The 13,841-nt window shown below is 52.7% G+C and carries 11 protein-coding genes; 4 read left to right on the top strand and 7 right to left on the bottom strand.

Going from position 1 to position 13,841, the window contains the following annotated elements:
* Positions 1-243: hypothetical protein (locus WCI03_10695; GenBank protein MEI8140321.1), on the bottom strand; the 243-nt coding region annotated here is incomplete at its 3' end.
* A gap of 200 nt (positions 244-443) precedes the next feature.
* Here WCI03_10695 and WCI03_10690 point away from each other — a divergent pair.
* On the top strand, positions 444-842 hold the full coding sequence (locus tag WCI03_10690; protein MEI8140320.1) for a hypothetical protein: 399 nt from the start codon (positions 444-446) through the stop codon (positions 840-842).
* 10 nt (positions 843-852) lie between these two features.
* On the opposite strand, the gene WCI03_10685 is transcribed toward WCI03_10690, so the two are convergent.
* From WCI03_10685 to WCI03_10660, 6 genes are read right to left on the bottom strand one after another with little or no spacing between them, the layout of a single operon-like run.
* The gene (locus tag WCI03_10685) at positions 853-2,058 is read right to left on the bottom strand and encodes an ABC transporter permease (protein MEI8140319.1); all 1,206 of its coding nucleotides are present in this window, start codon (positions 2,056-2,058) and stop codon (positions 853-855) included.
* A 4-nt stretch (positions 2,059-2,062) separates the two neighbouring features.
* Positions 2,063-2,761, bottom strand: coding sequence for an ABC transporter ATP-binding protein (locus tag WCI03_10680; GenBank protein ID MEI8140318.1), 699 nt, complete (start codon positions 2,759-2,761; stop codon positions 2,063-2,065).
* Complete coding sequence (locus tag WCI03_10675; GenBank protein ID MEI8140317.1) at positions 2,758-3,966, bottom strand: efflux RND transporter periplasmic adaptor subunit; 1,209 nt, start codon at positions 3,964-3,966, stop codon at positions 2,758-2,760. Before WCI03_10675 ends, WCI03_10680 begins: the two co-directional genes overlap by 4 nt.
* Complete coding sequence (locus WCI03_10670) at positions 3,963-5,363, bottom strand: TolC family protein (protein MEI8140316.1); 1,401 nt, start codon at positions 5,361-5,363, stop codon at positions 3,963-3,965. Before WCI03_10670 ends, WCI03_10675 begins: the two co-directional genes overlap by 4 nt.
* Positions 5,360-6,169, bottom strand: coding sequence for a glycosyltransferase family 2 protein (locus tag WCI03_10665; protein ID MEI8140315.1), 810 nt, complete (start codon positions 6,167-6,169; stop codon positions 5,360-5,362). Before WCI03_10665 ends, WCI03_10670 begins: the two co-directional genes overlap by 4 nt.
* 29 nt (positions 6,170-6,198) lie before the next feature.
* A complete protein-coding gene (locus tag WCI03_10660; protein MEI8140314.1) occupies positions 6,199-7,584 on the bottom strand; it encodes an FHA domain-containing protein in 1,386 nt (461 codons plus the stop codon).
* Positions 7,585-8,116: 532 nt separating this feature from the next.
* Between WCI03_10660 and WCI03_10655 the strand changes: the two genes are divergently transcribed.
* The 3 genes from WCI03_10655 to WCI03_10645 are packed head-to-tail and all read left to right on the top strand — an operon-like array spanning position 8,117 to position 13,817.
* Positions 8,117-9,400: a TolC family protein gene (locus tag WCI03_10655; protein ID MEI8140313.1), complete on the top strand. Its 1,284-nt coding sequence runs from the start codon at positions 8,117-8,119 to the stop codon at positions 9,398-9,400.
* Between the two features lie 22 nt (positions 9,401-9,422).
* The gene (locus tag WCI03_10650) at positions 9,423-10,730 is read left to right on the top strand and encodes an efflux RND transporter periplasmic adaptor subunit (protein ID MEI8140312.1); all 1,308 of its coding nucleotides are present in this window, start codon (positions 9,423-9,425) and stop codon (positions 10,728-10,730) included.
* Positions 10,731-10,745: 15 nt separating this feature from the next.
* A complete protein-coding gene (locus WCI03_10645; protein ID MEI8140311.1) occupies positions 10,746-13,817 on the top strand; it encodes a CusA/CzcA family heavy metal efflux RND transporter in 3,072 nt (1,023 codons plus the stop codon).
* Positions 13,818-13,841 lie beyond the last annotated feature (24 nt).

The following is a 13,841-nucleotide window of genomic DNA, read 5'->3' as shown; positions in this document are numbered from 1 at the left end:
CTGCATGGCTACTTTATAGGGCGCAGCATCACGTGAAACGGCGTAGAACAGTGTCACATTCTTGATGGGATTCGCGCCGGGCATCACTTGTGCCCTGAAAAGAACGTCCTGCCCCCATACGGCAAGAGTGACGGGAGCATGCTCAATATGGAGGGAGGGGGGGACTGGCGCCGAAAAGGCCTGAATAGTCGCAAACCATGAGGCTAATACCAAGCCAAACAATCGATAAGATGTAGAATTCATGACGATTTCCTTATTTCGTACAACGCCAAATCAGGCGAAAAGATAAGATGATTGGGGTATGCAGACAAGAATATAAATGTCAGAAACCCGAAATCATCTTTGATATGCTTTTTTGAAGCTGATGAGGATAGCGGGGGATTATGAGGACGCCAATAATTTAATTGTCTTGATAATCTTGTAATTAGTGCTAAAATTAAAATATGAGATATATAGCAATAATTTTGGTTTTGCTGTTTGCGGGCTGCGATCCGCCTATCCCTTCTAAGAAATTCGTTACTAGGGAAATTTCAATTATTTGTGTCGATGAAGCCAATATGGCTGCCATGCTTGCCGAGCGTGTCCCTTATGATCCTTTTGCCCCTTATTGCAATTCATATTATGATGCATTTAAAGGCATTATTTATGTCTCATGGTCAAAAAATAAAGATATCAATGGTAAGCCGATGCCCAACTTTGAAGACTTGGGGCACGAAATGTGGCATGTAGCTTCAGGCTGGTGGCATGGTGGATCTGTATTTAGCCCGCCAGATACTAATGCCACCATCCAGGCCATCAAAGTATCTACTACAAAGCTTAAACCTGATAGAGACGAATTGTAGGTGCTCCTCGTCATTCATTTCTCAAGGCTTCGGAAGGAGAAATTCGGGCGGCAGCCCGGGCGGGCCAGTAACTGAAAATGACTCCCAGAATGATGCCTGACAGGAGTGGAATAGCGGCTACGGTAGCACCAAGGTAGACGGGAAGGGGACTCCAGGCCAGAGTCATCTTCAACAGAATCCATGCGCCACCCGTGCCTACCACTGTAGCGGATAGTGTGATGAGTAGGGCTTCACACATGAATAAAATGCCAATGTCAGCAGGGGATGCTCCCAATGCCCGGCGCAATCCGATTTCCGGGACACGCGTTTGAACACCGGTCAGCAGCAGACTGGTCAGCGTCAGGCCTCCCAGAATGAGACATAAGAGTACGATGGTTCCGCCCGCCAGCATGATCAGGCGCTGGTAACGCATGAGACGGTGGATCAGGCTTTGGGGGGTGATCCAAGATAGGCCTTCCACGGCATAGTCGGGCTGCTGCATTAAGGCCCTGGTACGACGGGTGTTGTTGTCAAAATGGGCGGGTGCGGAACCCTTGATGAAAATCGCGTCCACCCGGGCGGCGTCGAACACCGTTTCGGTGGACCAGCAGGCTGGGACGCTCCAAGGGACTAGAAACAGACGATTCCCGGGCGTGACGCCGGGCTGGGTATCGCCAGACTCTAATGTGCCTGCTTCGATTTCTACAAGCCCAACGATGCGAAAGGTCATATTTCGGAGGCGCACATCACTGCCTACTGTGAGATTCATGACCTGCGCCAGGGCTGTGCTCGCCATGGCATAATGGGATCGGGTTCGGATATCTGTGGCGTCGATGGCGCGGCCCTGGACGATGCGCCAAGGGCGTACCTGGAAGAGGCTTTCATCTGTTGCCACCAGCACGGCGCCGACAGGGAGCCCTGCCGCGGCACCGTCGTCAAGTCGCATGCCGGTTACTGTGGTTTCCGGGAGGTTAGCTGTTAGGTAATCCGCATGGCGACGCGAAAGCGGTGAATTTCCTGCTTTGCGTGAAATCTCCGCGGGTTGGACGAGACCAAAGACGTTAACGCCGAGTTCACCAATCATAATTTGGGTTTTCTGACGAACTCCACCCAGAATGGCGAGCAGAGTGACCAAGGCAACCATTCCGATTGTGAGGCTGGCAAAAGAGAGGCCGGTACGTGTCGGCTGGGAACGCGTGCCTTCGCCAAGGTCATATATTAGTGCCATCCAGCGCATGGGGTTACTCCTTGGTGGATGTTTCGACGACCGTTCCGTCGCGGCAGGTGAGGCACCGGTTACAATATTTCAATAGAGCGGGATTGTGGGTAGCCAACAAGATGGTGATTCCTCTCAGGTTCAGGTTCTGGAAACACTGCATGACGACTTCGGCGGAATCCCGGTCAAGGTTTCCTGTGGGTTCATCAACGAGGAGTAGGTCGGGCGGAGCGGCAACGGCGCGGGCAATTGCCGTGCGCTGCATTTCCCCGCCTGATAGCAGCCGGGCCGGCTGATCAGCATGGGGAGTGAGGCTCATCTCTGCCAAGGCCTGCCGTGCGAGGTTTAAAGCCTGAGCCCTTGGGACATCGAGGTATCGAAATCTAAAGAGGACATTTTCCATCACAGTCCGGTGGCTCAACAGGCAGAAGTGCTGAAAAACCATCCCAATACGGTGCTTCCGGAGGGTGTTCATCGTGGTCTCATCCAGAACGGAAATATCCTGCCCCCCGAAATGTATAGTTCCAGAGGTCGGACGATCCAAAAGTGCCGCAAGATTAAGGAAGGTGGTCTTGCCCGAGCCGGAGGGCCCCATAATGGCCACAAACTCACCGGGATGAATGCTGATATTGACCGAGCGCAGAACCAGCGCGGAACCGTGGGAAGTGGAAAACGACTTGGATATGTTCTCCAGTTTGAGAATGGGTGGGGGCGCGGAGGTCATGGCTGGATCAGTTTGTCGCCTACGACAACTCCTTCAAGTACTTCATGAAAGCGGGTATCACTCCATCCAAGTTTCAAGGGGCGGTGCTCAAAACCTCTCAAAGTACGAACCCGGCATGATCCTTTCCCCTGATCCCATTGAACGGCACTCCGTGGGATCAGGATGGCTGCAGGCTGAGTGTAGGAACATACTTCCACGTGTAGCGACATCCCTGGTCGTAGCCGACCGTCAAGTTGATCAATACGAATCACCACACGAAAATATTTCTGCCAGACAGGATAACCTGGTTGTGTTTGCGCCATGATGCCAACACTTTCCACGGTTGCTGTCAAATGGAGGTCGGGATAAGCCAGCGGAGTGACAAGTGCGGACTGACCAATCCGGACTCGTGAAAGATCCGACTCGGGAATGAAACACGGGATAATGAATTCACTCATGTCCGGGATACAGAGGAATGGCTGGTTGGGATAGAGCGTATCGCCCACCCGGAGAGCTCTGAATTCATTGCCGACATGTAGCGGGAGATATACGGCCAATCCGTCCGATGGGGCGGTGACCACACAGTTGGAGAATTGTTGCTGTGCCAGTAACAATTGCTGCCTGGCAGCATCTACAGCCGCACGGGCCTGCGTCAGTTTTGCCGGGTGCAAGTGGGTTTCGGCGAGTTTTCGATGTTGTTCAATTTGAGAGGCCTTAGCCTCAAGGCTGGCCAGTTTCAATTCCTGCTGGGCAATCTCTCGACGTGATACCAATTTACGTTCCACGAGCTCACGGGTATCCACCAGGATCTGTTTTTCGGTATCATATTGGTAGTTAAGATCATTGAGCTGAACCTCAAAATCCTGTCTTTCCAAGGGGATAGTGGCGTTTTGTAAGGCATCCAATTCAGCCTCAGTCCGGGCGTATTCACTCTTCAATTTGACAAGATCGGTCTCCAATTGGGAGGCGTCCAGACGTGCCAGTAGGTCGCCCCGTTGCACGTGTGAGCCTTCGGTAATCAATTCGATGAGAGTGGCCCTTCCTTGAAACTGGGAGAGAATGGTTTCAACCCGCCGGGCTTCGAGTGTGCCGTCGCAGGGGGTCCAGACCGACAGGGGGCCACGGGTGACAATGGCTTCATCATGCGATGCGGGTTCAGTGGCGGAGGGTTTTCCGCAGCCTCCGACGAGGATGGTCATGATTAATATCAGGATGATGTTTTTCATAAGGGGTTGGGTTTTAGAGACTGAGGGGCTTCTGTAAGGATACCCATGATTCGAAAAAGATTGTATCCGGCCACGCAGATTCTGGCGCGAGTAGATAGGAGCGTAGATTCGGCCTCGACGAAAGCATTTTCAGCATCGGAGACCGCAAAGTTGTCGCCCCGTCCCATCTCAAACAGGCGGCGGGCCAGTTCTGCCCGGGACTGGGCTGCTTCATAGTTCCGGCCCGCAATCGTGAATTCAGCACGAACCTGGCGATAGGCAGAGACCGCTTGCTGAACTTCGCGAGCCAGGGTTCTCCTTTTAATGCAAATGGCCTCCCACGCAGACTGGACATCCACCTTGGCCGTGTTGACGGCCGTTTTGTTGCGATGTTGCAGGAGATCCATCTGGCCTGCAAGACCGACAGTCCAAAGGTTGTTATTAAAATCCGTTGAACCAGAAAAGTGGTTGTCTTGATCATATTGTTGGTTTTCCGCCACAAGTGTGAGATCCGGTTCAAGTTTTCGCCGAGCCAGTTTAACCTGGCGTTGCAGACTTCGGTAATCGTCCAGGGATTGAGCATAGTCAAGACGGTTGCTCAGGGACGTTTGGATGGCGGCTTCCATGGGTGGGACGTCCAGATCGGGCAAGGGGGTTGTTGCCAGTTCAATGCTTTGTTCAGGCGGGAAGCCCAGTAGTTCTGCCAGCTCACGGGAGGCCGAGAAAAATTCTTCCGTGTGGGTTTCCTGGCGTGATTGAGCCTGGCCATAGAGAAGATCGATCCGCAATGTGTCGACATGTGAGGCACGCCCCTGTCGTTCGCGAATACGTGTCAACTCGCGCAGTTTATCAGTTCTCTCAAGAATAGCCTTATCGCATTCAATTTGTTTTTGGAGGCGGAGTATGGTTTCGAATGAACGAACCACATCCACGACAATATCCGCCTTTTGAAGTTCCCAGCGGCGCTCCTCGGCACGGAGCCGTTCGCTGGCCGCGGTGATGCCTTCTTCGTTTACCAGTTTTCCGAAATTTCTGAACAAAGGTTGGCGAATGTCCACTTTTACAGCCGAACGCCAGGCATCATCCACAAAAGAAGGATAGTGGGTGACTTCGGGGCCCAGCCCAATTTCTGTTCCCCAGAGAAATTTCTTTTGCGCCCGGATCCCATAACGCCAGTCCGTGTTGCCGTCGGTATTGTTGAGGGAGCCATTCGGGGAAATTTCTGGATCGAACTCCTGGCGGGCCGAGGTTACGCCCAATCGTTGGCGATCCACGGCCAGACTTCCATAGGCCAGGCGGGCATTATGTTGCAGAGCCGTTTGAATGGCCTCGTCCAACGCGAGAGGTGAGGCGGAGAGGGGAAGTAGAGGAATGCTTATCAACATGCAAAAGAGATGCAGGAACAATCTCTCTCTCACTGAAGTCCGTCCTTCATGTTGGTTCGGTCAGGCATGGCTCTGGAGTAGCGTGTGTGTTTCAGTGCGAGTTCCCATTGCTTGGCATATTTAAGAAAAGCGCCATAGGAGGACATAAGGGCAATGGTTAGCCCATGTTTTCCATCACGGAAGCCCTGTTTAAGGATGTATCCCTTGAAAAAACGGGCGAGGGGATGTATAATCATTTCTGACCAGTGGAATCGGCGGCCCTGAACGAAACGTTGTTGCGCGGTGATGGTTGAAAAACGATTGAGGGTATTGATGTGGTCGGCAAGATCGTCATAGGTATAGTGCCAGATAGGATTATTTAAGCGCCTGACGGGGCCGCGAACGACGACTTTGTCATGGGGTTCCTGCCCTTCTGTCCGTCCGAAATCCTTTTTAAAAAGGCGGAGTTTGACATCAGGGTACCATTCGCCATGGCGAATCCATCGACCAAGATAGAAGACCTGGCGCGGGAATTCATACCCCACGATTCGATTATTTCCGGAATCCATTGTGGCTAGAATTTCTTCACGGAGCGCTGGCGACATTTCCTCATCGGAATCCATGAACAGGACCCAGGGGTGTTGTGCGAATTCGCGGACCGTATTGCGTTGGCCCACATATCCGAGCCAATGGCGCTGATAAACATTATCGGTATACTGGCGGCAGATCTCCACCGTACGATCCGTGCTGAAGCTGTCGAGTACGATCAGTTCGTCGCACCACGTCAGGCTTTTGAGGCACTGTCCGATTTTCTTCTCTTCGTTAAATGCTAAAACACAGGCTGAAATTTTTTCTCGCATAATCTTTATCCAAACTGGTTCGCAAACGGTCAGGGAGCAGGAGGCGTGGCCTCATTTGTGGCGGTAGAACCGATTCCTTTAGGAAGATCCTTGGGCTGGCTGAGTTCATCCTGTAGCTTCTCAAAATAAAATACACGGATTCTGAACCCGTAATATTGAACTGTGCGTTCGGTTGGGGGGAGGGTTGCCGGGACGACATAGGAAGCCATTATGGTTTTCTGTTCGGCAGACTGCCACTTTTCCTGTACGGTCAAGGCCGACGATGGCCCGCGGGACGAGGCGGGGATAATTTGGCCGGAACGTTTATCCCGATCGATGAAGATCACCTCTACCCGCACGCCATCCGGATCGATTTCCTTTTGAAGCTCCGAGGCAGTCAGACGGATTGTGAGCAGCCGCATTTCGCGAAATTGCTCGGTTTCCGGGAATTTATTGATGTCTGTGCCCATGATTTTGATGAGGCCGCCAAGAGGCGTGACAGCGGGTTCCTGGACTGTGGGCGGGTTGGTGGGGATGATGGTCACAGGCAGAGGGGTGTCATTCGAGGTGATGTTCATGACGTTTTCTGTTGTCCCTGTTGACTTGGTCCCCATCAGGATCAGAGTGGCTTCCTGAAGTTCCTTCTGGGCAGCGGCAATCAGGTCGGTGGTCGGGTTTTTCTTAGGTTGAGGGTGTGCCACAGCAGGCTCCACTTTGATCGGTGCAAACTCGGTTTTGACCGGAACGGGTTCCTCCTTGACCGGTACGGGTTCGATTGTTTGTACCGGTTCTGCTTTGACCGGTGTGGGTTCGGCGCGGGGCTTGGGAGGAACGTTAACCGGTTCCAGTTTTAGAGGTGGCGGTGTTACTACCACCGGCGCAGGAATGGTGGTCGGCACCACGGATACCGGAACGACTGGCACGGGCTTTTTAATTACCGTCCGGACGAGTGGGGGAAAGACGGGGGATGACGTCGGTTTAGCCAGAGGAGTCCGAGGGGTGATCATGAGGCGCTCGCAACGGGGAATAAATATAAACATGCAGGCCACTACCAGGATTAATCCGCCACCCACGAGCCATGGTTTGCGGCGATTCGCTTGATCTTCGGAATCTTCCTGGTCGCCCCCCCCCTGAACTTCAGCCTGAACGTAGGCTTGGATCAGAAAGCGTGTGTGGCCCACTTCAACGACATCGCCATGTTTGGGGTGTGCCTGATGGACCTCATGATGGTTGATCAGAAGGCGGTTCATAGACCCGAGATCGCGGATGAAAAGTCCTTCAGGGGTATGGGTGATTTCTGCATGAGATAGCGCAATTTCGGGGTCATTTACCAGGATTTCGCACGAGTCAGCCCTGCCGATACGCATGGGATCCTGGGTAAGCGTAATTTGTTCGCCGCGCCTATCCCCACTGAGAATGATGAGTCTGTAAATCATGAGTTGTCAAACAGCATACACAACAGGGCGACAAGGTTGGAGTATTTTTTTGCAGGAATCAGGTTTTGTAAATATCCTCGCAGTTCAAATTGACATTGCCCTGCGAGTTACATACTTTATCGCGATTATGTTTTCGTTGCGGAAATTTATTTCATTTGTCCTGATTATTGCTGCTTTCGATGCTGCGATGGCGGATTTTAAGGTTTGTAGTGACTCTTACGGGGACACCTGCGAAACAACTTGTACGTGTGTTTGTCACTCGGAACCGACTTTTGCTTTCGGCGATAATCCCAATACCCCATTTGCTTCAGTGTTTCATTGTGTCATATTTTCCGACACCCAGTGCTCGGGAATTCTTCTGATAGCTGACGTCTTCCGTCCACCTATCTCCGCCTAAGGGCGTTTCGCCCTTTTCCGTCATTGAGCTTTAGCCTGGCTTTACTTGCTGGTGCCAATACCAAGGGCGGATTCCGTCTTGTCGCGCCTCAAAAGCGGCTGATAACACTTACTTTTTCAAGCAATAGGAGAATTCATGAAACAGAAATTGATTTTTTTTCACGCATGTATGCCAGGCCTACTGTCGCTAGCCTTGATGGGAACGGGATTGCAGGTGTATGCGGACAACCAGGAGCCTGATGGAGTACTTACGCTTCGGCAAACACTTGAATTGGCGATGATGCATAACCCCGAATTGACGAGCTCGTTGCATGGAGTTCAGGCTGCAGAGGGGTACGCGCAGCAAGCGGGCGCTTGGCAGAATCCAACTCTTGAGCTGAATGCAGAGGAGTTCGGGGGTTCAGGGGCACGCCAAGGATACGATGCGGTGCAAACAACGGCCCGCCTAATTCAGACTATTGAACTGGGAGGGAAACGAGGCAAACGCCAGAAGGTAGCGCGGACGGAAGCCCGGTTAGCTGGCTGGGATTATGAGTCTAAACGCTTGGATGTGCTTACTCAGACTAAGAAGGTGTTTGTGGATGTTCTGCTGAAGCAGGGCCAGCTTAAACTAGCTGAATCTCTTCTCCTTGTTTCTGAAGACGTGCATCAGGCCGCGGCACAAAGGGTGAAAGCCGGTAAAGTCACGCCTCTTGAGGAAACGAAAGCGGGCGTCGAAGTAGCTGCCGCCCGAATTGTGCGGGATCGAGCTAAACGAGAGTTAGATACGGTGCGCAAACGCCTTGCGGCATCATGGGGCGGGACAATACCCTTGTTCAAAGAGGCTGACGGCGATCTAGACGATGTCAATGATGTTCCTTCAGTTGAGACATTCACAGCATTAATAGACAAAACGCCTGAAGTTGCCCGCTGGAAAGATGGAGAGGCGCTAAGCAAGGGTGCTCTGGCGCTAGCCAAGGCGGAGCGTATTCCCAGCATCGAAATCAGTGCCGGTATCAGTCGCTTTGCGGAAGATGGCTCCCAAGCTGGTATTGCGGGGCTGTCGATGCCTCTCCCGTTGTTCAATCGCAACACTGGAGGCATTCTTGCGGCGAAACATCTTGCAAGCCGCGCGGAATATGAACAACGCACAGCCCGCTTGCGTGCAACCACGGATCTGGTTGAGGCTCATAACCTTCTCGTCATGGCGAGGGCCGAAGCGTTGACAACCAAGGGAGAATTGCTCCCGGGCGCGCAACAAGCTTTCGATGCGGCACAAATAGGATATCGAGAGGGGAAATTCGGGTATTTGGAGGTGCTGGATACACAACGTACGCTTGGTGAAGCAAAATCCCGTTACCTTGACGTGCTGGCGACCTATCACAAGGCTGCGGCGGATGTGGAAAGATTGACGGGAACCCCGACACAAGTCAGTCAATGATATACAAAGGAGTAATAAGAATATGAGTACTAATAAATGGACAATTACAAACGGGCTTTGTGCCTTGTTGGTTTCTTTATCGATATCGAATGGTTATGGAGCGGATCAGCCTGCGGGATGTGGAAAAGATGATGGGTGCGGGAAGGGGAATTCCCTCGAAGAGCGTCTGTTCGTGAAGTGCGAGCATGACATACCGATCTATCAGTGTGACGAATGTCGCTACGAGGCAGGTGTCGTGAAACTGGATCCCACCCTGATGAAACATAAGGACGGTACCGGATTGGTGCAGACGCAAGTGGTGGCGTGGACGAAGGTAGTTGACATACTGGCGACCACAGGGGAGGTCGCGCTGAACGAGAATACGACTGTGCATATCAGTCCCCGTATTGCCGGTATTATTGAGACCGTTTCTGTGGATATCGGAAAACGCGTGAAGACGGGTGATGCCTTGATCACTCTCGCCAGTGTGGAATTTGGCAAGGCCCTGACTGATTATGAACGTAATCGTACCCTTAGTGACCTGTCAGAGAAGGTGTTCGTGCGTGAATCCAGGCTCAAAGAACAGAAGGTCGGATCCGAGCAGGACATGATCAACGCTCAGATGGCATTTGAGCAGCATCGCACAGATCTTAAAGCCTCTGAACAGATGCTCCATGTGCTGGGACTGACTGATGAGGATCTGGCGAAAACTCGTGATTCCACGCACTGGGTAAGCAAGGGCGTTCTGACCGTTCGTGCACCTGCCTCAGGAACCATCATTGAAAAGCATGCGGTGGCCGGCGAAGTTGCGGAGCCTGGAAAAGATTTCATGCTGCTTACTGATCTATCCTCAGTCTGGGTCTGGGCCAATGTGCATTCACGTGATCTGGCGGAACTGCTTGCAAGTGAAAAACGCGGATCGGTAGCCGTTAAAATCAAGGTGGCCGCCTTTCCTGCCCAGAGTTTTAAGGGCCAGCTAGATTATGTGGGCGCGACCATGAACGAGCAAACCCGCACGGTGAAAGTGCGCGCCACGATTGATAATCCCGAGATGCTATTGCGGCCTGGAATGTTTTGTGACGCGACAATCTCACTCGGCACTAATAATGCGGAGGAAGTGGTGGCGACCCCACGGGGCGCGGTGTTTTCGGATGAGGGTAAGTCCTTCGTTTTCAAGCACTGGAAGGATGATTATTTCGTCCGGCAGGACATACGTAAGGGACGGGAGTTTTTTGGTATGGCCGAGATTCTGGAAGGCCTGCATGCGGGCGAAAAGGTCGTGACCGACGGGGCATTCCTGCTCAAGTCAGATGTATTGCGTGAAAAAATGGGCGCTGGTTGCGCTGATTAATGGGAGGACATGGCCATGTTTGACAAATTCATTCAAGTTATCCTGCAACAGCGGTTGCTGATCATTCTCGGCACGGTCTTACTTGCTTTTCTCGGGATACTGGCCTGGAAACAGCTCCCCATCGATGCCTTTCCTGACGTTACCAATGTGCAGGTGATGATCCTGACCAAGGCCCCGGGGCTGGCGGCTGTGGATGTCGAAGAGCTGGTGAGTTACCCAATCGAGCAAGTCATGGGCGGACTTCCTAAAGTCAAGCAGGTGCGGTCGCTTTCCAAGGCTGAACTCTCACAGGTCGTCATCATATTTGAAGACGGTGTGGATACGTACTGGACTCGCCAGATCGTTTCAGAGCGTCTGGCCATTGCCCGTGACCGGTTGCCGCCGGGTGTTGACCCGGAGCTTGGGCCAATCAGTACGGGCCTGGGCGAAATTCTGCAATACACGGTGGAGAGCGAGAAACATGATGCCATGGAACTTCGTACCATCCAGGATTGGCTTATCGCGCCGAGGTTGAAACCCACCCCTGGCGTCAATGAGGTCAACAGTTTCGGAGGGTATGTAAAACAGTATCAGGTGCTCGTCTCCCCGGAAAAACTGATCAAATACGGGTTGACTGCGAATGAAGTGGTCGAGGCCGTGGAGCGAAACAATGCCAATGCCGCTGGTGGGATCATTGTTCGCGGATGGGAACAATTCTACCTGCGCGGAGTCGGATTATTAAAGGATCTACCTGATATTGGCAGCATCGTGTTGATGGCGCAGGATGGGACGCCTGTATTCCTGAGAGACGTCGCGGACATCACGATTGGCTCTGAACCCCGGCAGGGGGCCGTTACCCGGGACGGGAAAGGGGAGGTGGTCGCGGGTATGATCATTATGCTCAAAGGGGAGAACTCCCAGGATGTGGTGAGTCGTGTGAAGGTCGCCATCGGGAAACTGGACAGTGCTTTGCCAGAAGGGGTTCGCGTCAATGTGTTCTATGATCGGACCTCGCTGATCGATGCCTGTATTCGTACGGTTGTCGACGCCACGCTGGAAGGTGGCATTTTCGTGATACTGATACTGTTTTTATTCGTGGCCGAATTACGTACGGCACTGGTGGTTGTCTTTTCTCTGCCATTCACCTTTCTCGTCAGCTTCATTATCATGGGCTGGACCGGTTTAAGTTCCAATCTTATGAGCCTTGGTGGACTTGCGTTTTCCGTGGGTATGGTGGTGGATGCCTCGATTGTGGTGGTGGAAAATATCCGGCGGCATCTCGCGGAAAAGCATGAAGGTGCTGACAAGCGGCAAATTGTGGTTGGAGCGGTTGTTGAGGTCGCGCGACCTGTGGCCTTCTCGGTGTTGATCATTGTGGTCATTTTGGTGCCGCTGTTCACATTACAGGGGGTCGAGGGCAAAATGTTCGCGCCCATGGCGTTTACCATGTTGATTGCGTTACTGGTATCATTGGCCGTGGCCCTGACGGTTATTCCGGTCATCTCGGCTTCCGTGCTGAAACTGGCTCCGGAAAAAGAGTTCAAGATCATCCGTCGGCTTCACGAGTGGTATCTCAGGGTGTTGGAGCGTGCGATCAGGCGGCCAGGTATTACTCTGGGAGTCTCCTTTACCGTATTGGCCTCCGCGGTGGCACTGGTGCCGATGATCGGAACCGAGTTCATGCCTCCGCTGGATGAAGGCGCCATTGCCATTAATGCGGTTCGTCTGCCCAATGCTTCTCTGGATGGTTCCGCGCGCGTGGCAGGTCTGATCGAGCAACGCCTGCAGAAATTTTCCGAGATCGAAGCGGTGATTAGTAAAACCGGACGAGCGGAGGTTTCAGAGGATCCCATGGGGCCCGAACAAACGGACGTTTTCATCATGCTGAAACCGCGCCGCCAATGGAAAAGTGACCGTAACAAGGAAGCCCTTGTTGAGGCGATACAAAAGGATTTAGCGGTGATTCCCGGACTCCGATATTCGTTTTCGCAACCGATTGCCCTGCGGGTCAATGAGCTTATTTCCGGTGTAAAAAGTGATTTGGCGGTAAAGGTATTCGGCCCGGATCTTGAGGTACTGAAGCAGTTTTCAGATCGTATTGCGCCGGCGATGCAGTCGATTGAAGGCTGCCAGGATGTGAAAATCGAGCAGATATCGGGCATGAATCAGGTCAATGTTGTCATTGATCGAAGCGCCGTGGCTCGTTACGGGATCAATGTGGCGGACGTGAATGAGGCGATAGAGACGGCCGTGGCTGGCAAAGTAGCCGGGACCCTGATTGAAGGGCAGCGTCGGTTTGCCATCGTTGTCCGATATCCGGCAGCGGCACGCGAGGACATTCCGCAAATAGAGCGGCTACTTATCCCGGCACCGAATGGGGTGCGGGTTCCGCTGGGACAGTTCGCGAAAATAGAGATGGTTGAAGCGCCTGCGCAAATCAGCCGTGAAAACGGTATCAGACGAGTAGTCGTTGAGGCTAATATACGGGGGCGGGATCTGGGCGGCTTTGTCCGGGATGTGCAGGCCAGTATTGCGCCATTGATAAAAGAATTGCCGCCGGGGTACTTTGTGGACTATGGCGGACAGTTTGAGAATCAGCAACGGGCTATGCGTCAGCTTTCCCTGGTACTACCGGTGGCACTCATCCTCATTCTAGTTTTTCTCTATCTTGCGCTGGATTCCGTGACCCATTCGCTTTTGGTGCTTCTAAATCTGCCCTTCGCGCTGGTTGGCGGTGTGATCGCGGTAGTGGCTTTCCAGATTCCTCTTTCTGTTTCAGCAGCCGTTGCGTTTATTGTATTGCTTGGTATCGCAGTTCAGAACGGCGTCATTCTGGTTGCCTTTTTCAGGCAACTTCGTGAGCGGGGTCGTTCGGTATCCGAGACGGTTCGTGAGGGCTGTAAACTTCGATTCCGGCCACTGCTGATGACCGCGTTGACGAGTTTTATCGGTCATTTGCCCATGCTTTATGCCACCGGGTCTGGCGCGGATATTCAGAAGCCTCTGGCCATTGTGGTCATGGGTGGGTTGATCACTTCGACGCTTCTGACGCTGATTGTGTTGCCGACCCTCTATCATCTTCTTAACAAGAGGACGGAAACTCATTAGGGACGTTCTGTGATCCCGTCGAAC

The sequence above is a fragment of the bacterium genome, from assembly GCA_037143175.1.
Taxonomy (GTDB): domain Bacteria; phylum Verrucomicrobiota; class Kiritimatiellia; order CAIKKV01; family CAITUY01; genus JAABPW01.
This window is presented reverse-complemented; position numbering and strand designations above follow the sequence as displayed.